At 71.7% G+C, this 19,149-nt stretch carries 20 protein-coding genes; 15 read left to right on the plus strand and 5 right to left on the minus strand.

What is annotated here, in order from left to right:
• Nucleotides 1-3 precede the first annotated feature (3 nt).
• On the minus strand, nucleotides 4-855 hold the full coding sequence (locus tag ASC76_RS05595) for an IclR family transcriptional regulator (RefSeq protein ID WP_056466926.1): 852 nt from the start codon (nucleotides 853-855) through the stop codon (nucleotides 4-6).
• Between the two features lie 126 nt (nucleotides 856-981).
• Between ASC76_RS05595 and ASC76_RS05600 the strand changes: the two genes are divergently transcribed.
• The 8 genes from ASC76_RS05600 to ASC76_RS05635 all read left to right on the plus strand — a co-directional run bounded on the left by ASC76_RS05600 (nucleotide 982) and on the right by ASC76_RS05635 (nucleotide 9,239).
• Nucleotides 982-2,055 (plus strand): ABC transporter ATP-binding protein, encoded by a 1,074-nt coding sequence (locus ASC76_RS05600; protein WP_056463758.1) that lies wholly within the window; start codon nucleotides 982-984, stop codon nucleotides 2,053-2,055.
• Nucleotides 2,052-2,900: an ABC transporter permease gene (locus tag ASC76_RS05605; protein ID WP_056463761.1), complete on the plus strand. Its 849-nt coding sequence runs from the start codon at nucleotides 2,052-2,054 to the stop codon at nucleotides 2,898-2,900. The genes ASC76_RS05600 and ASC76_RS05605 overlap by 4 nt, the downstream gene beginning before the upstream one ends.
• A gap of 3 nt (nucleotides 2,901-2,903) precedes the next feature.
• A complete protein-coding gene (locus ASC76_RS05610; RefSeq protein WP_056463764.1) occupies nucleotides 2,904-3,698 on the plus strand; it encodes an ABC transporter permease in 795 nt (264 codons plus the stop codon).
• 5 nt (nucleotides 3,699-3,703) lie between these two features.
• Nucleotides 3,704-3,982, plus strand: coding sequence for a (2Fe-2S)-binding protein (locus ASC76_RS05615; RefSeq protein ID WP_235580363.1), 279 nt, complete (start codon nucleotides 3,704-3,706; stop codon nucleotides 3,980-3,982).
• Complete coding sequence (locus ASC76_RS05620; protein ID WP_256364447.1) at nucleotides 3,979-5,379, plus strand: NAD(P)/FAD-dependent oxidoreductase; 1,401 nt, start codon at nucleotides 3,979-3,981, stop codon at nucleotides 5,377-5,379. The genes ASC76_RS05615 and ASC76_RS05620 overlap by 4 nt, the downstream gene beginning before the upstream one ends.
• The gene (locus ASC76_RS05625; protein ID WP_056463772.1) at nucleotides 5,372-6,520 is read left to right on the plus strand and encodes an FAD-binding oxidoreductase; all 1,149 of its coding nucleotides are present in this window, start codon (nucleotides 5,372-5,374) and stop codon (nucleotides 6,518-6,520) included. Before ASC76_RS05620 ends, ASC76_RS05625 begins: the two co-directional genes overlap by 8 nt.
• Complete coding sequence (locus ASC76_RS05630) at nucleotides 6,517-7,572, plus strand: ABC transporter substrate-binding protein (protein WP_056463774.1); 1,056 nt, start codon at nucleotides 6,517-6,519, stop codon at nucleotides 7,570-7,572. Before ASC76_RS05625 ends, ASC76_RS05630 begins: the two co-directional genes overlap by 4 nt.
• A gap of 104 nt (nucleotides 7,573-7,676) precedes the next feature.
• Nucleotides 7,677-9,239 (plus strand): methyl-accepting chemotaxis protein, encoded by a 1,563-nt coding sequence (locus tag ASC76_RS05635; RefSeq protein ID WP_056463779.1) that lies wholly within the window; start codon nucleotides 7,677-7,679, stop codon nucleotides 9,237-9,239.
• 1 nt (nucleotide 9,240) lies between these two features.
• Here ASC76_RS05635 and ASC76_RS05640 read toward each other — a convergent pair whose 3' ends face one another.
• A complete protein-coding gene (locus ASC76_RS05640; protein ID WP_056463781.1) occupies nucleotides 9,241-9,759 on the minus strand; it encodes a hypothetical protein in 519 nt (172 codons plus the stop codon).
• A gap of 130 nt (nucleotides 9,760-9,889) precedes the next feature.
• Here ASC76_RS05640 and ASC76_RS05645 point away from each other — a divergent pair, with 130 nt between their 5' ends.
• The 3 genes from ASC76_RS05645 (at nucleotide 9,890) to ASC76_RS05655 (ending at nucleotide 13,823) form a co-directional block, all read left to right on the plus strand.
• Nucleotides 9,890-11,191: an aspartate aminotransferase family protein gene (locus tag ASC76_RS05645; RefSeq protein WP_056463783.1), complete on the plus strand. Its 1,302-nt coding sequence runs from the start codon at nucleotides 9,890-9,892 to the stop codon at nucleotides 11,189-11,191.
• Nucleotides 11,188-11,886: a TetR/AcrR family transcriptional regulator gene (locus ASC76_RS05650; RefSeq protein ID WP_056463786.1), complete on the plus strand. Its 699-nt coding sequence runs from the start codon at nucleotides 11,188-11,190 to the stop codon at nucleotides 11,884-11,886. Before ASC76_RS05645 ends, ASC76_RS05650 begins: the two co-directional genes overlap by 4 nt.
• Before the next feature lie 74 nt (nucleotides 11,887-11,960).
• Entirely contained in the window at nucleotides 11,961-13,823 is a 1,863-nt protein-coding gene (locus ASC76_RS05655; RefSeq protein WP_056463789.1) for an AsmA family protein, read from the plus strand.
• Between the two features lie 7 nt (nucleotides 13,824-13,830).
• Here the strand turns inward: ASC76_RS05655 and ASC76_RS05660 are convergent, their stop codons facing one another.
• The gene (locus tag ASC76_RS05660; protein ID WP_056463791.1) at nucleotides 13,831-14,781 is read right to left on the minus strand and encodes a toll/interleukin-1 receptor domain-containing protein; all 951 of its coding nucleotides are present in this window, start codon (nucleotides 14,779-14,781) and stop codon (nucleotides 13,831-13,833) included.
• 69 nt (nucleotides 14,782-14,850) lie between these two features.
• Between ASC76_RS05660 and ASC76_RS05665 the strand changes: the two genes are divergently transcribed.
• Nucleotides 14,851-15,432, plus strand: coding sequence for a GNAT family N-acetyltransferase (locus tag ASC76_RS05665; RefSeq protein WP_056463794.1), 582 nt, complete (start codon nucleotides 14,851-14,853; stop codon nucleotides 15,430-15,432).
• Between the two features lie 11 nt (nucleotides 15,433-15,443).
• Nucleotides 15,444-16,277 (plus strand): ABC transporter substrate-binding protein, encoded by an 834-nt coding sequence (locus ASC76_RS05670; RefSeq protein ID WP_082548811.1) that lies wholly within the window; start codon nucleotides 15,444-15,446, stop codon nucleotides 16,275-16,277.
• A 7-nt stretch (nucleotides 16,278-16,284) separates the two neighbouring features.
• Here the strand turns inward: ASC76_RS05670 and ASC76_RS05675 are convergent, their stop codons facing one another.
• Both ASC76_RS05675 and ASC76_RS05680 read right to left on the minus strand, forming a co-directional pair.
• Nucleotides 16,285-17,298, minus strand: a complete 1,014-nt coding sequence (locus ASC76_RS05675; protein WP_056463796.1) for an aldo/keto reductase — start codon at nucleotides 17,296-17,298, stop codon at nucleotides 16,285-16,287.
• A gap of 17 nt (nucleotides 17,299-17,315) precedes the next feature.
• Nucleotides 17,316-18,026: a glutathione S-transferase N-terminal domain-containing protein gene (locus ASC76_RS05680; protein WP_056463799.1), complete on the minus strand. Its 711-nt coding sequence runs from the start codon at nucleotides 18,024-18,026 to the stop codon at nucleotides 17,316-17,318.
• A gap of 163 nt (nucleotides 18,027-18,189) precedes the next feature.
• Here ASC76_RS05680 and ASC76_RS05685 point away from each other — a divergent pair, with 163 nt between their 5' ends.
• Both ASC76_RS05685 and ASC76_RS05690 read left to right on the plus strand, forming a co-directional pair.
• Nucleotides 18,190-18,411 (plus strand): hypothetical protein, encoded by a 222-nt coding sequence (locus tag ASC76_RS05685; protein WP_056463803.1) that lies wholly within the window; start codon nucleotides 18,190-18,192, stop codon nucleotides 18,409-18,411.
• 83 nt (nucleotides 18,412-18,494) lie between these two features.
• Nucleotides 18,495-19,139, plus strand: coding sequence for a hypothetical protein (locus tag ASC76_RS05690; protein WP_056463806.1), 645 nt, complete (start codon nucleotides 18,495-18,497; stop codon nucleotides 19,137-19,139).
• The last annotated feature ends 10 nt before the right edge of the window (nucleotides 19,140-19,149 follow it).

The raw sequence follows: 19,149 nt of genomic DNA on the forward strand, positions 1-19,149 counted from the left end.
CCTTCAGGGGGCGCGGGTCGGGCCGTCCAGCCGCAGGCTGTCCGACGGCCGACGCAAGGCCGCGTCGAACGGGTTGATCTGCGCCGACAGCGCCTTGGCCTCGCGCTGGAGCAGCTCGATCACGACCGGCAACCGCTCCGCGTTCAAGCGGTTCGTCAGCGTGCCGACGCTGAGCGCCGCGACGACCCGCCCGTTGCGGTCGAACACCGGTACCGCAGCGCCGGCCATGCCTTCGAGCAGCCCGGAGTTGGTGTTCGAATAGCCCTGCGCACGCACCTTCGCGCCCTCGGTGCGCAGGAACACCTCGTCGAACGCTCCCATCGGGCGGATGCGCGGCACGTTGTAGCGCATCACCTCGTCTTGCTCGGCCGGCGGCAGGTGGGCCAGGATCGTCAGCGCGCCCTGCCCGACGCCGAGCGGCACGCGCCCGCCGATGTCGCCGGTGAACGAGCGGATCGGGAACGGCCCTTCCCAGCGGTCGAGGCAGACGGCATCGAAGCCGCTGCGCACGAGCAGGAACACGCTGTCGCCCAGCGACGCGCCGAGCCGCAGCAGCGCGGGGCGGCACAGCGCGCGCAGGCCGCCGCTGTCGCCGGCGCGGGCCGCGAGCGCGAAGAAATCGATCGCGAGCCGGTAGCGCTTGCCGGGCACCGCCTGCTCGACCAGGCCCTCGTCGATCAGCTGCTGCAGCAGCCGGTGGGTGGTGGCCTGGGTCTGCCCGAGCTGCGCGCACAGCTCGCTGACCCGCATGCCCGCCTCGGCATTCGCGGCCAGCGCACGCAGGATCTCGACGGCCCGGTGGAGGCTGGAGATCGCCTTGTCGTCTGCGGGGGAATTTCGATCATCGGATTTCATGATCTGCATCCTAGCCATTTTTTTCACCCAACGGAACAGGCATGAATCTTGTTCTATCTATCGGGTTTTCATTGATGACGCACCGAATGGGCGCGTACGACACTGAACCGCCCCGGGAGCCTGCCCATGTCGTTTCTGATCCTCGAAGGCGTCTCGAAGTACTACGGTGACTTCGGTGCGCTGATCGACATGAACCTGACCGTCGAGCGCGGCGAGTTCATCTCGCTGCTCGGCCCGTCGGGATGCGGCAAGACGACCACGCTGCAGGCGATCGCCGGGCTGATCCCGGTCACACGCGGCCGCATGCGGCTCGACGGGCACGACATCACGAACCTGCCGGTGAACCAGCGCGGTCTCGGCATCGTGTTCCAGAGCTATGCGCTGTTCCCGCACATGACGGTGGCCGAGAACGTCAGCTTCGGCCTCGAGATGCGGCAGGTCGCGAAGCACGAACGCGACCTGCGCATTACCGAGATGCTCAAGCTCGTGCACCTCGACGCGCACGCCGCCCGCTACCCGCGCGAGCTGTCCGGCGGCCAGCGCCAGCGGGTCGCGATCGCGCGCGCGCTGGTGATCGCGCCGCCGGTCCTGCTGCTCGACGAGCCGCTGTCCAACCTCGATGCCAAGTTGCGCGAGGAGATGCAGTTCGAACTTCGCCGCATCCAGCGCAAGGTCGGCACGACCACGATCATGGTCACGCACGATCAGGCCGAGGCGCTTTCGATCAGCGACCGCGTGGTCGTGATGGAGGCCGGCCGCGCGACCCAGATCGACGCGCCCTATCGCCTCTACGAACACCCGCGGACCGAGTTCATCTCGAGCTTCGTCGGCAAGACCAACCTGCTGCCGGGCACGGTCGCGCGCGGTGCGAGCGGCACCGAGGTGGTGCTGGCGCAAGGCCAGCGGGTGGAGGTCGATGGCGGCGAGTTCGCCAGCGGCGCGGCGGTCACCGTCTGCCTGCGGCCGGAGAAGCTGTTCTTCACCGCCGAGGCCGACGGCACCGTCGAGGCGCGGATCGAGGAGCGCTTCTTCCTCGGCAGCCAATGGCTGTACCGCGTCAGCACCGCGCTCGGCGAGCTCGAGGTCAGCTGCGCGAACGACGGCAGCGCGCCGCTGCCCGAGCACGCGGTCGTGCATCTCGCCTGGGCGCGCGATGTGGCCAGACTGGTGGCCCCGAGCGCCGCGAAGGCCGCGGCATGAAATCCCGCTGGACGCCCTACCTGCTGAGCCTGCCGTCGCTGGCGCTGTTCAGCCTGATGGTGCTGCTGCCGCTCGTGCTGACGGCGCTGCTGTCGTTCCAGGTCTACGACGCCGAACGCGGCGCCCAGGGCGGCTTCACGCTCGCCGCGTACGCGCACGTGCTCGGCGATTCGTACTACTACGAGATCTTCTTCCGCACCGGCTGGATCGCCGCGCTGACGACGCTGATCTGCGTGCTGGTCGGCGCGCCCGAGGCCTACATCCTGAGCCGCATGGCCAGCCCGTGGCGCTCGATCTTCCTGCTCGTGATCCTCGCGCCGCTGCTGGTCTCGGTGGTGGTGCGCGCGTTCGGCTGGAGCCTGCTGCTCGGGCCGAACGGCATCGTCAACCAGGTGTTCGAGTGGCTCGGCATCGGCCGGGTGCGGATGCTCTACACGCCGACCGCGGTGGTCGTCGCGCTGGTCCACGTGATGCTGCCGTTCATGGTGATCCCGGTGTGGACCTCGCTGCAGAAGCTTGACCCGATGGTCGAGAACGCCGCGCTGTCGCTGAACGCCTCGCAGTTCACCGTGATGCGGCGCATCGTGCTGCCGCAGATCACGCCAGGCGTGCTGTCGGGCAGCCTGATCGTGTTCGGCCTCAGCGCGAGCGCGCTGGCCATCCCCGGGCTGCTCGGCGGACGCCGCCTGAAGATGGTCGCGACCGTGATCTACGACGAGTACCTGCACGAGCTGAACTGGCCGCTCGGCGCCGCCGTGGCGCTCGCGCTTCTGCTGATCAACCTCGCGGTCATGCTCAGCTACAACGCCGTGCTCGAAGGCGCGTACAAGAAGCGGATGGGCTGAGCAATGCGCAAGACCGGCCCGATCGCCCTGCTCTTCCACACCGTCGTCACGGTGTTCATGCTCGCGCCGCTGGTGATCGTCTGCCTGGTCGCGTTCACGCCCGAGAACACGCTGTCGATCCCGTGGGGGACGTACTCGCTGCGCTGGTTCCGCGCGGTGTTCGAGCACTCCGACCTGATGCAGTCGTTCTGGAACAGCCTGGGTGTGGCGACCGCGGCGGCCACGGTCGCGGTGCTGTTCGCGGTGCCCGCGGGCATCGCGATCGCGCGTCACGACTTCCCAGGCAGACAGGCACTCAACGGGTTGCTGCTGTCGCCGCTGATCGTGCCGCACCTGGTGCTGGGCGTCGCGATGCTGCGGCTGTTCGCGCTGTTCGGCGCGCGCGGCTCGTCGCTGTGGCTGACGCTCGCCCACGTCGTGATCGTCACGCCGTATGCGCTGCGCCTGGTCGTCGCGGCGCTGGCCGGGCTGGACCGCAGCGCCGAGCAGGCGGCGCTGTCGCTCGGCGCGAGCCACCTCACCGTGTTCCGCCGGATCACGCTGCCGCTGATGCTGCCCGGCATCACCGGCGGCTGGATGCTCGCGTTCATCAACAGCTTCGACGAGGTCACGATGTCGATCTTCATCACCTCGCCGCAGACCGTGACGCTGCCGGTGCGCATGTACATGATCGCGACCGAATCGATCGACCCGATGATGGCCGCGGTGTCGGCGCTGATGGTCGGCGTGACGGCGCTGGTGATGATCGTGCTCGACCGGCTGTACGGGCTCGACCGCATCCTGGTGGGGCAGCATTGAGCCCCTTGCTGCACCGCTTGCCGCTGGCGCCCCGGGTCGAGGTCGAGTTCGTGCTCGACGGGAAGCCGTGCGTCGCACAGCGCGGCGACACGGTGTTGACGGCGATCCTCACCCAGGCCGAGCAATTGCGCGTGAGTGAAGCCGGCGGCGCGCCGCGTGCCGGCTTCTGCCTGATGGGTGCATGCCAGGACTGCTGGGTGACGACCGAAGACGGTCAGCGCCTGCGGGCCTGCACCACCTTGATCGACGGCGGGATGCGGCTGGTGTCGGGAGCGCGGCGGTGACGAAGCAGTTCGTGATCGTCGGCGCCGGCCCGGCGGGGATGCGCGCGGCGGAGCAACTCGTCGCCGCGGGCCAGCGGCCGATCGTGATCGACGAGGCGCAGCGCTTCGGCGGGCAGATCTATCGCCAGCCGCCGGCCGAATTCAAGCGTGCGCGTGCCGATTTGTATGGCTTCGAGGCGCACAGGGCAAGCGCGGTGCTCGATCGGTTCGAGGCCCTGCTGCCGCAGATCGACTACCGCCCGAACACCCTCGTCTGGCAGGTCGAACCCGGCGTTCTTCAGACGTTGAACGCGGGCCGCAGCTCCGCCGTGCCGTTCGATGCGCTGATCCTGGCCGCCGGCGCGACCGACCGGGTGCTGCCGTTTCCCGGCTGGACGCTGCCCGGCGTCGTCACGCTCGGCGCAGCGCAGGTCGCGCTGAAATACCAAGCATGCCTGATCGGCCCGCGCGTCGTGTTCGCCGGCACCGGGCCGCTGCTGTACCTGGTCGCGTGGCAGTACGCGAGCCATGGCGGGCAGGTCGCGGCGGTGCTCGACACCGCGCCGTTCGCCGCCAAGCTGCGGGCGCTGCCGAAGATGCTGGCCCGCTCGTCCGTGGCCGCGAAGGGCGCGTATTTCCTGGCCCGGCTGCGGCTCGCCGGCGTGCCGGTGCACGGCGGCGTGACGCTGCTTCGCGCGGAAGGCGAGCGGCGCGTCAGCGGGCTGCGCTGGCGGCGCGGGCGCACCGAGCATCTCGTGCCGTGCGATGCGATCGGTGTCGGCCACGGCCTGCGTTCCGAAACCCAGCTGGCCGACCTGGCCGGCTGCGCGTTCGCGTTCGATCCGCTCGACCAGGCGTGGCTGCCGACGCGCGATGCGGCCGGTCGCAGCAGCGTGCGCGGGGTCTACCTGGCCGGCGATGGCGCCGCGGTGCTAGGCGCGGACGCGGCCGAGTTGTCGGGCGCGCGCGCGGCGCTGGCGGCCTTGCAGGACACCGTGCAACCGACGTCGATGGATGAAGCCGCGCGGCTGGAGCGCGAAAGCCTCGTGCACGTGGCGTTCCGCCACGGCATGGAGACCGCGTTCGCGCTGCCGCAGCGCTGGGCCGCCGAAGCGCCGGACGACTTGATCGTCTGCCGTTGCGAGGAGATCACCGCCGGCGAGCTGCGCGCCTGCGTGCGCGACACCGGCACGCGCGAGATCAACCGCCTGAAAGCGCTGACCCGCATCGGCATGGGCCGTTGCCAGGGCCGCATGTGTGCGCCGGCCGCGGCGCGGCTGCTGGCCGAGGCGGCGGGGTGCGCGCTGCCCGACGTGGGTCGGTTGCGCGGCCAGGCACCCGTCAAGCCGCTGCCGATCCACCTTCTGCGCGACGCGGTCGCCGCCGACGTGGTGCCGCCGGAGGAACGCGATGACTGAGCGCCTGAGTGCCGACGTCGCGATCATCGGCGGCGGCATCGTCGGCAGCTCGGCGGCGCTGTTCCTGCGCCGGCTCGGGCTGTCGGTGGTGCTGCTCGAACGCGGCCTGTGCGGTGCGGCCGCCAGTGGCGTCAACTACGGCGGCGTGCGGGTGCAGGGGCGGCCGGTCTCGCAGCTGCCGCTGGCGCTGCGGGCGCGGCGCATCTGGGAGAACCTGCGGCAGCACATCGGCATCGACGGCGAGTACGTGCGCTCCGGCCACCTGAAGCTGGCCCGCTCGCCGGCCGACATGGCCGCGCTGGAAGCCTATGCCGAGACGGTACGCGGCCACGGGCTGGCGCTCGAACTGGTCAGCGGTGAAGCCTTCCGCCGTGACAACCCGTGGGTCGGCGATCAGGCCGTCGGCGGCTCGTTCTGCGCGGAGGACGGCCACGCGAACCCGCGGCTGGTGTCGCCCGCCTTCGCGCGCGCCGCGCAGGCGGCCGGCGCGCGCGTGATCGAACACTGCGCGGTCACCGAGATCGCGCACACCGGCAGCGGCTTCGCAGTCGGCGACGGCGGCACAGTCGAGGTGCGCGTCACCACCTTGCTGAACTGCGCCGGCGCGTGGTCGCTGGCGGTGGCCGAGCGCTTCGGCGACACCGCGCCGCTGACGGCCATCCACCCTGGCATGTGCGTGACCGAGCCGGTGCCGCGCTTCATCGACGTCAACGTCGGCGTCGAAGGCGGCGGCATCTACGGCCGCCAGACCGCGCGCGGCAACTGCGTGATGGGCGGCAGCCGCGGCGCGGCCAGCGGCGGCCTGTACGCGGCGCCGACCGCGAAGGCGATCGGCGAACTCTGCCAGCGCATGGGTGATCTGTTCCCCGCGCTCGCGCATGCCCACGTGATCCGCTTCTGGAGCGGCGTCGAGGGCTCGCTGCCGGATCACCAGCCGATCATCTCGCCGAGTCCGCGGGTGCCGAACCTGGTCCACGCGTTCGGCTTCTGCGGCGCGGGCTTCCAGACCGGGCCGGCCGTCGGCGAGTTGCTCGCCGAGCTCGTCCACCGCGGCCAGGCGCCCATCGACCTGGACCCGTTTGCCCTCACCCGCTTTGCTTCCCCCGCCTTCCCCACGACACCGCAAGGAGCGCTGACATGACCCTCACCCTCAAACACCTCGCCGCCGCGCTGCTGATCGCGGCCGCCGGCGTATCGACGCACACGCACGCGCAGGACGCCAAGACGCTCTACATCGGCATGAACGGCGGCGACATGGAGCGCTCGTACACCAAGTACGTGTTCCCGGCCTTCGAGAAGATCCACGGCGTCAAGGTCGTGGTCGTGCCCGGGACCTCGAGCGACATCCTGGCCAAGGTCCAGGCCAGCAAGGAGAAGCCGCCGGTCAACGTGATGTTCCTCGACGACGGCGTGATGGTCCGCGCCGTCAAGATGGGCCTGTGCAGCAAGCTCGACGACTCGCCGGTGCTGAAGGACCTGTACCCTGCCGCGCGCATGGCCGGCGGCATGTCGGCCGGCGTCAACGTCGGCATGACCGGCATCGCCTACAACAAGAAGATGTTCGACGAGAAGAAGTGGGCCGCGCCGACCTCGTGGATGGACCTGGCCGACCCCAAGTTCAAGGGCAAGGTCGTGTTCCAGTCGATGCCGGCCAGCACCTTCGGGCTGCACGGCTTTCTGATGTTCAACCGCATCCAGGGCGGCAAGGACAACAACGTCGAGCCCGGCTTCACGAAGTGGGCGTCGACCATCGGCCCGAACGTGCTCGAGTACATCCCGAGCTCGGCCAAGCTGTCGGAGATGGTGCAGACCGGCGAGGCCGCGATCTTCCCGCTGACGCCGACCGCCGTCGCCACGCAGAAGGCGCGCGGCGTGCCGATGGAGTACGCGCAGCCGAAAGAAGGCTCGGTGCTGCTGATGGTGGCCGAGTGCGTGGTCGCGAACAACAGCAACCCGGCGATGGCGCAGAAGCTCGCCGAGTTCCTGCTGACGCCCCAGGCCCAGGCCGCGGCGCTCGAGTTCGGCAACCAGATCCCGTCGAACCAGAAGACGACGACCGCCAACGCCAATGCCAATGCGACGGTCGAGCGCTTCAAGGGCTACATGAAGACCGTGATCACGCTCGACTGGGACGCGATCAACGCGTCGCGGCCGGAGTGGAATGCGCGGTGGAACAAGACGGTCGAGCGCTGAAGGGGTGAAAAGGGGCGGGTAACGGCCCCGACCGGGGCTCAAGTCGGCGGCGGATCGGTCGAAACAGACCGTCAACAACCGTCAACTCTCCCGGCCCATTCCCGATGAATCTCGCTGACCTGAAGATCCGTACCCGCCTGATCCTGGGCTTCTCGGCCGTGGCCGCGTTGATGGCGTTGCTGGGCGCGGCGTCGCTTCACTCCCTCGGCTCGATCCACTCCGAATTCGGCACGGTCATGAACGACCGCTACCCGAAGCTGCGCATCGCCGGCGAGATCAAGGCCGTCAACAACGAGGTGTCGCAGGCGCTGCGCAACCTGTTCGTCGTCTCCGACCCGGACGACATCAAGGCCCAGTTCGACGTCATCGACGGCAGCTCCAAGCGCACCAACGCGAACATGGAGCGGCTGACCCAGACGATCACCAGCGACGCCGGCAAGCAGGCCCTCGCCCGCCTGAACACCGCGCGCGCCGAGTACCGCAAGCCGCGCGACAAGGTGATCGAGCTGCTGAAGGCCGGCCGCACCGAGGAGGCCAAGATCGCGCTGCTGCTCGAGCTGCGCCCGAAACAGGTCGCCTACATGGACCGGCTCGAGGACCTGGTCCAGCTGCAGGACAAGCTGATGGTCGAGGCCGGCAGTGACGTCGAGCGCGTCGTCGCCCAGGCGCGCGTGACGATCCTCGTGCTGCTTGCCAGCGCCGCGGTGATCGCGCTGCTGATGGCGCTGTGGATCATCCGCTCCGTCACCCGGCCCCTGGCGGAAGCTGTCTCGGTGGCACGCGGCGTGGCCGGCGGCGACCTGTCGATGACGTTCCGCGCCGACGGCAAGAACGAGACCGGCCTGCTGCTGGGCGCGCTGCACGAGATGAAGACCCGGCTGGCGCACATCGTCGGCGACGTGCGCGGCAACGCCGAGGGCGTGGCCAGCGCCTCGGCGCAGATCTCCCAGGGCAACAACGACCTGTCCGGCCGCACCGAGCAGCAGGCCTCGGCGCTGCAGGAAACCGCCGCGTCGATGGAGCAACTCGGCGCGACGGTGCGCCAGAACGCCGAGAACGCGAGCCAGGCCAACCAACTGGCCCGGGGCGCGTCCACGGTGGCGATCCAGGGCGGCGAGGTCGTCGGCCAGGTCGTCCAGACCATGAAGGGCATCAACGACAGCTCGAAGAAGGTCGCCGACATCATCGGCGTGATCGACAGCATCGCCTTCCAGACCAACATCCTGGCGCTGAATGCGGCCGTCGAGGCGGCACGCGCCGGCGAGCAGGGCCGCGGCTTCGCGGTCGTCGCCTCGGAAGTGCGCAGCCTGGCGCAGCGCAGCGCCGATGCCGCGAAGGAGATCAAGACGCTGATCTCGGCGAGCGTCGAGCGGGTCGAGCAGGGCACGGCGCTGGTCGACAAGGCCGGCGAGACCATGACCGAGGTCGTGGCCTCGATCAAGCGCGTCACCGACATCATGGCCGAGATCAGCGCCGCCAGCACCGAGCAGAGCGGCGGCGTCGCGCAGATCGGTCAGGCCGTCTCGCAGATGGACCAGACGACGCAGCAGAACGCCGCGCTGGTCGAGGAGAGTGCCGCGGCCGCGGAGAGCCTGCGCACCCAGGCGCAGCGGCTGGTCGACACGGTCGCGGTCTTCAAGCTGACGCCCGGCGGCGCCGCCGCCTGAGCTAGCGCGGGAACTCGGCCGGCTCGCGGGCGAGCTGCCGGTACAGCAGCGCGGTGACGACCCCGAAGCCCAGCTGTGCGATCAGCGTGGGCAAACCGCGCAACTCGCCGAACCACGGGAACAGCGCGACCATCGCGTGGAAATCGAGCACGTAGAGCGCGCCGCCGAAGATCAGCCCGACCCAGAACGCGTTCGACCATTCCTGTTGCAGGAACGCACGCGTCTCGACCCACGCCAGCAGCAGCCCGAACGCCAGGCCGAGTCCGAAGTGGACCAGCAGCGCCGCCCCGGCGACGAGCGGGTCGAAGGCCGCTGACACATCCGGCGCCGCCACGTCGGACCCCAGCACCAGCGCGGCGACCAGCTGTGCGATGCGCCAGGGCCCCGCCTCGTCGGTCGCGCTGGTCCAGGCCAGTTCGGCCGCCATCAGCATCGTCGCGCCCGCGAACCCGGCGAACGCGCCGGCGCGCCAGTCCGGCGCGATGCGGACGTCCGGGGCGAGCGGCAGCGGGTGGGCCATGAGCACGGTATACACCGGGCGATGACCCGCTTCAAGACCGGTCGGCCAGAATCCCGGCGCCGCGCGCGGGTGTCGGCGCTTTCCTGTACACCGTACAATGAAACGCTCCGCCGTACCCTGCAGGATCGCCATGCCCCACGCCGACGCCATCGAACTGGCACTCGCCGCGCACATCGAGCGCTACCAGCTCCGCAACCCGGCCAGCCGCGCGCAATACGCCGCCGCCGAGCACGTGCTTGCCGGCGGCAACACCCGCAGTGTGCTGTTCTACGCGCCCTTCCCGCTCGCGATCGCCCGCGGCCAGGATTGCCGCCTCTGGGACGCCGACGGCCACGAGTACGTCGACCTGCTCGGCGAGTTCACCGCCGGCCTGTACGGCCACTCGCACCCGTCGATCCGCGAGGCGATCGACGCGGCGCTCGACGGCGGCATCAACCTGTCCGGCCACAACCTGCTGGAGGCACGGCTGGCCGAGCTGGTGTGCGCCCGGTTCGCCTCGATCGAGCGGGTGCGCTTCACCAATTCGGGCACCGAGGCCAACCTGATGGCGCTGGCCGCCGCGACCGCCTTCACCCGGCGTCGCAAGGTGCTGGTGTTCCGCGGCGGCTACCACGGCGGCGTGCTGACGTTCGCGCACGGCCCCTCGCCGGTGAACGTGCCGCACGACTGGCTGATCGGCACCTACAACGATGCCGCCGACGCGGCGCGCCTGTTCGACACGCACGGCGCCGAGATCGCCGCCGTGCTGGTCGAGCCGATGCAGGGCGCGGGCGGTTGCATCCCCGGCGACCCGGCCTTCCTGCAATTGCTGCGCGAGCGCGCGAGCGCAGCCGGAGCGCTGCTGATCTTCGACGAGGTGATGACCTCGCGGCTGGCCCCCGGCGGGCGTCAGGCGCAACTGGGCATTGCGCCGGACCTGACGACGCTGGGCAAGTACATCGGCGGCGGCATGTCGTTCGGCGCGTTCGGCGGGCGCGCCGACGTGATGGCGCAGTTCGACCCGCGCCGGCCGAACGCGCTGGCCCATGCCGGCACCTTCAACAACAACGTGCTGACGATGGCCGCGGGCGCGGCCGGGCTCGGCACCGTCTACACCGCCGAAGCGGCCCTGGCGCTGAACGCGCGCGGCGACGCACTGCGCGAACGGCTCAACGCGATCTGCCGCGACCGGCAACTCGAGATGCAATGCACCGGCCTCGGCTCGCTGCTGAACCTGCACCCGGGCCGAACGCCGCTGCGCCACAGCGGCGATCTGCAACAGGCCGACCCGCGCGTGCGCGACCTGCTGTTCTTCCATCTGATCGAGCACGGCTGGTACATCGCGCGGCGCGGCTTCATCGCGCTGTCGCTGCCGCTGTCGGACGCGCAGATCGACGGCTTCGTCGACGCGTTCGCCGGATTCGCCGACACGCATCGCGCGCTGCGCGCGTGAGCGCCGAAGCGCTCAGCCGCGAGCGCATCCTGAGCGCGACGCTGGCGCTGATCGATCGCGACGGCGTCGCTGCGTTCGGCCTGCGCGGGCTCGCGCAGCAGCTCGGCGTCTACCCGACCGCGATCTACTGGCATGTGCCGAACCGGGACGCGCTGATCGCCGGCGCCGTCGAGCTCGCGCTGCGCGGCGTCGGCAGCCGCCTGCCTCGCGGACCTTGGGCGCAGCGGCTGCGCGTGCTGCTGCGGCGCTTCCGCACCGCGCTGCGCCGCCACCCGAAGCTCGCGCCGGTCGTCGGCAGCGAACTGCTCAGCAACGGCGCGCTCGATCTGCCCATGCTCGATCACGTCGTCGCCGCGCTCGAGGAGGCCGGCTTCGAGGGCGTCGCGCTGGTCGACGCGTTCAACGTGGTCATCGCGGCGATGTGCGGCTTCGTCACGCTGGAGCTGGCGACGGCGCCGCCGCAGGCGGGTCGGGCGTGGGCCGAGGCGCACCGCGCGCGCGTCGATGCCCTGTCGACAGCCGGCCACCCGGCGCTCGCCCGCCACCTGCCCCGCTTGCGCGGCAACGCGTTCATCCTGCGCTGGGAGGACGGCACCGGCCAGCCGCTGAACCGGTCGTTCGACGCCTGGCTGGATGTGGTGCTCGACGGTCTGGCGCTGCGCGCGGTCGCGCAGCCGCCGCGCACTGCCGTGTAGCGGGTTCCTCCTACAGGCCGGCGCGCCGTCCGCCGCGGGCGCCGGGTCGAGCGGCCCCGCAACATCGCGGCAACGTGCAGACCACCCTCGACCCGATCTCGCGGGCGCCTGGGCCGCCGGACGATCCGGTCGCGGCGCCGCCCGTGCTGCGCCCCCGGCCCCGCCCCACACGCCGCGCGCGCGTGCTCGCCGTCGTGGCGCTGCTGCTCGCGCTGCTGGTCGTGGCGTTCGACTGGACCTGGTTCCGGCCGTTGATCCAGCACTACGTCCGGCAACACGCCGGACGCAGCATCCATTTCGACCACCTGCGCCTCGGCCTCACGTCCGGATTGGATCCGCTGGTCGAGTTCCGCGGCCTGCAGGTCGAGAACGCCCCGTGGGCGGACCCGGGGCGGCCGCTGGCCGACGCCGGCCTGTTGCGCCTCGAGTTCGCCTGGCAGAGCTTCACCGGCCCGCGCATCACGGTGAACCGCGCCGTGCTGGTCGACGCGCGCATCGACCTCGAACGCAGCGCCGACGAGCTGCGCAACTGGCGCCTGTCCTATCCGCTGGACCGCGGGCCGGGGCGCATCCGCGTGCTCTCGCTCGACGCGACACGCAGCAGCATCCGCTTTGCCGACCACGGCAGCGCGTTCGACGTCGAGGCGCACGTCACGCCGCTGCCGGCACCGGTCACGCTGGCCGCGACGCCGGCGCTGCCGCTCGTCAAGCACCTGCGCCTCGAAGGCCGGCGCGGCGGCGCGCCGTTCGACGCCGACGTCGACGTGAGCGCGATCCAGACGATGGCCGACACCGGCCAGCCGTTCGCGTTGCGCGGGCAGCTTCGTGCCGGCGCGGGTCGGGTGCAGCTCGAAGGCAGCGCGACCGACGTGCGCGACCTCGCCGCGCTCGACCTCGACCTGAGCGTCGACGTGCCGCACCTGGACAAGCTGCGCCCGCTGCTGCCCGCCCTGCCCTGGCCGGCCTGGCCGATCACGGGCACCGCGCACCTGAACAAGGCCGGCGACGTCAGCCACGTCACCGCGCTGCAGGCGCGCGTCGGCCGCAGCGATGCGCGTGGCGAACTCCACCTCGACACGCGCGACGCAGCCGGCGACGTGCCGCTGCTGCGCGCCGACCTGCGCAGCGCCACGCTGATGCTCGACGAGCTCCAGGCCGGCCTGGCCGCGCTGCCGCCGCGCACCGGCCCGCCGCCGCGACCGTTCGACGCCGACATCGCCTGGCACGCCGCCCGCCTGACCCGCTCCGCGATGCCGTGGCTCGACAGCCTCACAGTGCAGGCGCAATGGCGCCGCGGCAAGCTCGCGCTGGCGCCGTTCGACCTGGGCGCCGCGGGCGGGCGCCTGGCCGGCTCGCTGCAGTTCGACACCACGGCGAGCCCGCGGACGCTCGCGCTCGACACCCGGGTCAACGGCATGCGCGCCGAGCGTTTCGCCATCGGCATCGGCAAGGCGCGCGGGGCCTTGCAAGGCGCCGTCAACGGGCATGCGGTGCTGCGCGCGCGGGGCGACTCGGTCGCCGCACTGACCCGCTCGCTGGCGGGCACCCTGACCGCCGCGCTGCAAGGCGGCAGCGTCACGCGGCAGCTCGACGCGCGGCTCGCGCTCGACGGCGGCGCGCTGCTGCGGAGCTGGCTGGCGGACCCGTCGCGCGTCGGCGTGCGCTGCGCACGCGTGGCGCTCGAGTTCGAGAACGGCCGCGGCCGGTTGCGGCGCCTGGGCTTCGAGACCGAACGCGTGGCGATCGTCGGTGGCGGCAGCGTCGATCTCGGCACGCGCACGGTCGACCTGCTGTTGACGCCACAGCGCAAGGAGGCCGCGCTGCTCGCGCTGGACCGGTCGATCAGGGTCAGCGGCGCGTTCGACAAGCCCGTCGTCGCGCTGACCGAGCCCCGGCCGGCGTCGGCCGCGCCGGCCTGCGCCGACGCGCGCGATTAGCGCGCGACTAGCGCCCGCCGGCCGCCGATGCCGGCCCGCGGCGTGCGACGAACTCGACCGGCCCATGCGCCGAGCTGCCGCCCTCGGTCTGCATCACGAACCGCAACTCGGCGCCGCTCAGGCGGGCGCGGTAGCGGTGCACGAGCTCCACCGGTCCCGGCAACTCGCTGGTCCGGGTGACGAACTGCAGCCCGTCCGCGGTGACGCGGCCTTCCAGCACACCGCGCGGCACGCCGAGGAACGACGCGCTGCCGTGCAGCGAATCAGCGTTGCCGGCGAACGAGAAGCGTTCGGCATGGTCCGCGTTCGGCCAGTCGTAGCGGACCTGCGCCACCCACTCGCCGTCGATGGCAGGTCGAACCGCTGCCGCGGCGCTGACCGCCGGCGACGGACCGCCGGCACGACGTCCGAGCGCGGTCCACAGCGCGGCGCCTACGGCGAAGGCGCCGATCGCCAGCCACACCGTCGCGATCCGCCGCCGCGACACGGCCGGCGCCGGCAGGTCGCCGCGCAGCGCGGCTACCAGGCGGTCGACGTCGGCGGCGAAGTGCGCGTTGCCGAGCTGGAGCGCATGGCGGCCCGCCAGCGCCTGCAGGTCCGGCGGCAGTTGCGCCGCGGTCGGCATCGGCGTGGCGTCGACCAGCAGCGGGACCACGCGGGCGCCGCCGGCCAGCGCCGCCGCCACCTCGAGCCGCACGAAGTCGCCGGCCTCGTCGATGCGTGCCGGCTGCCCCGCGCGCTCGCCCCGCCAGCGCGGGCCGATCAGCACCAGCAGCACGCTGGAGCCGTCGACCGCCTGGCGCAGCACCTCGGCAAACGGTTGGCCCGCCCCGATGTCGTCGACGTCCATGAACACGCGGTCGGCCCCGAAGCGCGCCGCGAGCGCGTCGTACAGCGCCCGCGCATAGCCGGCGGTGTCGTCGCGCCGGTAGCTGATGAAGATCGGGGTTGCGGTCATCGAGCGGCATTGGAGCGCGGCCGCCCGGCCCGCTCCATCCCCAGAACGCGCACGTGGCACCATCGCGCGATGGAACCTGCCTTTCCACCCGGCCGCTGGCAGGCGCACCCGCTCGGCGCCGGGGACGTGCCGGCGCTGCAGCGCTTCTTCGACGCCAATCCGCGCTATTTCGAGACGATCACCGGGGCACCGCCGCGTGCCGACGAGGCGCAGCAGGAATTCGACGACCGGCCGCCGCAGGACATGAGCTACTCCCGCCTGTGGGCGCTGCGCTGCGCGCTCGACGACGATCCGTTCGCCGGCGTCCTGTTCGGGCTGTCGCACTTCCTGGCACCGCAGGTCTGCCACATCGGCCTGTTCATCGTCGCCACGCACCTGCACGGCAGCGGCGCCGCGGCGGCGCTGTACGCGCAGCTGGAAGCGTGGATGATCGGCCAGGGCGCGCGCTGGTGCCGGCTCGGTGCGGTCGTCGGCAACGAACCCGCCGAGCGCTTCTGGACGCGCTGCGGGTACGTCGAAGTGCGGCAGCGCGCCGGCGTCGCCATGGGCGCGCGCCTCAACACCGTGCGCGTGATGGTCAAGCCGTTCGGCGACGCGACGGTCGCCGAACATCTGCAACGCGTCGCGCGGGACCGGCCGGCCGCGCCGTGAAGGGAACCCCGATGACCGCAACGAACCACGCCACCAACCCGGCCTCGACCGCACGCCGCGCGTTGCTGGGCACGCTGGTCGGCGCGGTCGCGCCGGGCCTGGGCGCCTGCGCGAGCGCGCGCCGCGCCGACGCCGCGCTGCTCGCGCCCAGCGGGCGCCTGCGCGCGTCGATCAACCTCGGCAACCCGATCCTCGCGCGGCGCGATGCCGCGACCGGGCAAGTCGCCGGCGTGTCCGTCGACCTGGCGCGGGCGCTGGCCGAACGGCTCGGTGTCGACGCGGAGCTGACCGTCTTCGAGTCGGCGGGCCAGTCGGTGGACGCGGTGCGCGGCGGCCAGCTCGACATCGGCTTCTTCGCGATCGACCCGCTGCGCAGCGACGGCATCCGGTTCACCGCGCCCTACGTGCTGATCGAAGGCGCCTACCTGGTCCGCGACACGTCGCCGCTGACCGACAACGCGCAGGTCGACCGCCCGGGCACGCGCGTGATGGTCGGCCGTGCGAGCGTCTACGACCTGTACCTGAGCCGCACGCTGAAGGCCGCCGAAATGCTGCGCGCACCGACCTCGCCGACGGTCGTCGACACCTTCCTGGCGCAGAACGCGGACGTGGCCGCCGGCGTCAAGCAGCAGCTGCAGGCCGACGCCCGGCGACTCGGCGGGTTGCGCCTGCTGCCCGGGCGCTTCATGGTGATCGAGCAGGCGATGGGCCTGCCGGCCGCGCGCGGCGCGGCGGCGCAGGCGAGCCTGCGGGCGTTCGTCGAGTCGGCGAAGAGCAGCGGCTTCGTCGCCCGGGCGCTGCAGCGCCACGGCATCCAGGGCGCGGTCGTCGCGCCCGCCGCCTGACGCCGCTTCAGCGCGGAGCGTCGCCCTTGCGGTACTCGGCGGTGAGCTCGTCGAGCCGCTGCTTCAGGTCGGCGTCGAGCCGGTAATCGGCCGCGGCGATGGTCGCCTCGAGCTGCTCCGGCCGGCTGGCGCCGAGCAGCGGCGCGGTGATCACCGGGTTCGCCATGACCCACGCGACCGCGAGCGTCGCCAGCGGCACGCCGGCCTCGTCGGCGAGGCGGTGCAGCTGCGCCACGGTCGCGAAGCTGCGCTCGTTCCAGTAGCGGTCCTGGTACATCGTCGCGGCGGTGCCGAGCGTGAAGCGGGTGTTCTCCTCGCGCTTCGCATCGGCGCCGCGGTACTTGCCGGTCAGCAGGCCGCCGGCCAGCGGGTTGTACGGGATCACGCCCAGACCGGCCTCCTCGGCCAGCGGCAGCAGCTCGCGCTCGATCTCGCGGAACAGCAGGCTGTAGCGCGGCTGCACCGAGACGAACTTCGTCAGGCGCAGGAACTCGGCACGGCCCAGCGCGAGCGCCAGCCGGTAGGCCAGGAAATTGGAGACGCCGATGTAGCGCGCCCGGCCCGAGCGCACGATCACGTCCAACGCCTCGAGCGTCTCGTCGAGCGGCGTCGTGCGGTCGTCCGAGTGCAGCTGGTAGAGGTCGACGTGGTCGGTCTGCAAACGGGCGAGCGACGCGTCGATCGCGGACAGCAGGTGCTTGCGCGAGGCGCCCTGGTCCCACGGGTTCGGCCCCATCGGGCCGACCGCCTTGGTCGCGACGATGAAGCGCCCGCGACCGCCCGCCCCTTGCGCCTGCAGCCAGCGGCCGACGATCTCCTCGGTGCGGCCGGCCGTCTCGAGCGTGCCGCCGAGCGGGTACACATCCGCGACGTCGAGGAAGTTCATGCCGGCGGCCGCGGCGGTGTCGAGGATGCGGTGCGACACCGCCTCGTCGGTCTGCAGCCCGAAGGTCATCGTGCCCAGCGCGAGGCGCGAGACGGTCAGGCCGGTGCGGCCCAGGCGGGTGGTCGGCAGGCTCATCGTGAGTGGTTCCCTGTTCAGGCGTCCGGCTTGGCCGGGATGGTCAGGCCGCGCTGCACGGCAGCGCGCGCGACGAATGCGGCCAGCGCACGGTTGACGTTGGCAAAGTTGTCGATGCCGACCAGCTCGCCGGCACCGTACCCGACGACCAGGTTGCGCACCCACGGGAAGATCGCGATGTCGGCGATCGTGTAGGCGTCGCCCATGATCCAGGCGCGGCCGTCCAGACGCTGGTCCAGCACGCCGAGCAGGCGCACCGATTCGGCGACGTAGCGGTCGCGGGGGCGCTTGTCCTCGAAGTCCTTGCCGGCGAACTTGGTGAAGAACCCGAGCTGCCCGAACATCGGCCCGATGCCGCCCATCTGGAACATCAGCCACTGGATCGTCTCGTAGCGCGCTGCCGACTCCACCGGCAGCAGCTGACCGCTCTTCTCGGCCAGGTACAGCAGGATCGCTCCGGACTCGAACAGCGCCAACGGGCGTCCGCCCGGCCCGTTCGGGTCGACGATCGCGGGGATCTTGTTGTTCGGGTTCAGCGCCAGAAAGGCCGCGGACATCTGGTCCTGCGTCTCGAACGAGACGCGGTGCGCCTCGTACGGCAGGCCGATCTCCTCCAGCATGATCGACACCTTGACGCCGTTCGGCGTGGGCAGCGAATAGAGCTGCAGGCGGTCGGGGTGGGCGGCGGGCCACTTGGCCGCGACGGGGTGGGAGATGGAGTCGCTCATCGGGATGGGGAACTGCGAGGGGGCTCGATGTTGCCATTCATTGCGCGCACGCGTACGACGCCGGCCATGCAGGCGCCGTCCTACGACCGGCGCCGGTGATCTCCGCGCGACACCGGGCGCCGCGCTGCCTAGGCTCGAATTCACGCAACCGAGGCCGAAGACCATGCTGCACGAGACCCATTCCGCCCGCGTCACCGGACCGCTCCGGGTCGTCGCCCACGACGGTCAGGCCCGGACGATCCCGGTCGGCCCCTGCCTGATCGAGGAGCTCGACGGCGACATGGTCGATCTGGTGTGGGGCCGGGCCGGCGAGAAGTCGGTCGTCGTGCCGACGGTCGAGGTGGAAAGCGCCGAGCGCGACGGCAAGCTGGTGCGGCTGGACTGAATTTCGACGGCCGCGGCCGCCGCTTCGCGGCAGCGGTCTGCTAGGGTTGCGTCCATGCGCCACCCTGCCCTGCCCGGCCCACCGTGACGACACTGTCGATCCTGGCCCTGGGCCTGCTGCTCGGCATGAAGCACGCGACCGAGGCCGATCACCTCGCCGCCGTCGCCACGCTCGCGGCGCGGCAGGCCTCGCTCGTGCAGACGCTTCGCCAGGGGGCCGCCTGGGGCGTCGGCCACACGCTGACGCTGATGCTGTTCGGGGGCGCGGTGTTCGTCCTCGGCCACTCGATCTCGCCGTCGACCGAGCGCGCGCTCGAAACCGCCGTCGGCGTGATGCTGGTCCTGCTCGGTGCCGATCTGCTGCGCCGCGTGCTGCAGGAGCGCGCCGCGCGCGCGCCGGGCGGCGCGACGGCGGCCTGGCCGGTGCGCGCGCTCGCCGTCGGCGCGATGCACGGCCTGGCCGGCTCGGCCGCGCTGGTGATGTTGAGCCTGCAAGGCCTGCCGTCGGTCGCGCTCGGACTCGGGTACATCGCGGTGTTCGGGGTCGGCTCGCTGCTCGGCATGGCGGCGCTGTCGGTCGTCATCGCGATGCCGTTGCGCCTGTCGGCGACCCGACTGGTCGGCCTGCACCGCTCGGCGACGGCGCTGGTCGGGGCGTTCAGCATCGGCCTGGGCCTGTACCTGGTGGTGCAGATCGGCTACCTGCGCGGGCTGTTCCCGGGCGCGTAGCGGTCCCGCG

The organism is Rhizobacter sp. Root404 (genome assembly GCF_001425865.1).
Lineage (GTDB): Bacteria > Pseudomonadota > Gammaproteobacteria > Burkholderiales > Burkholderiaceae_C > LMDS01.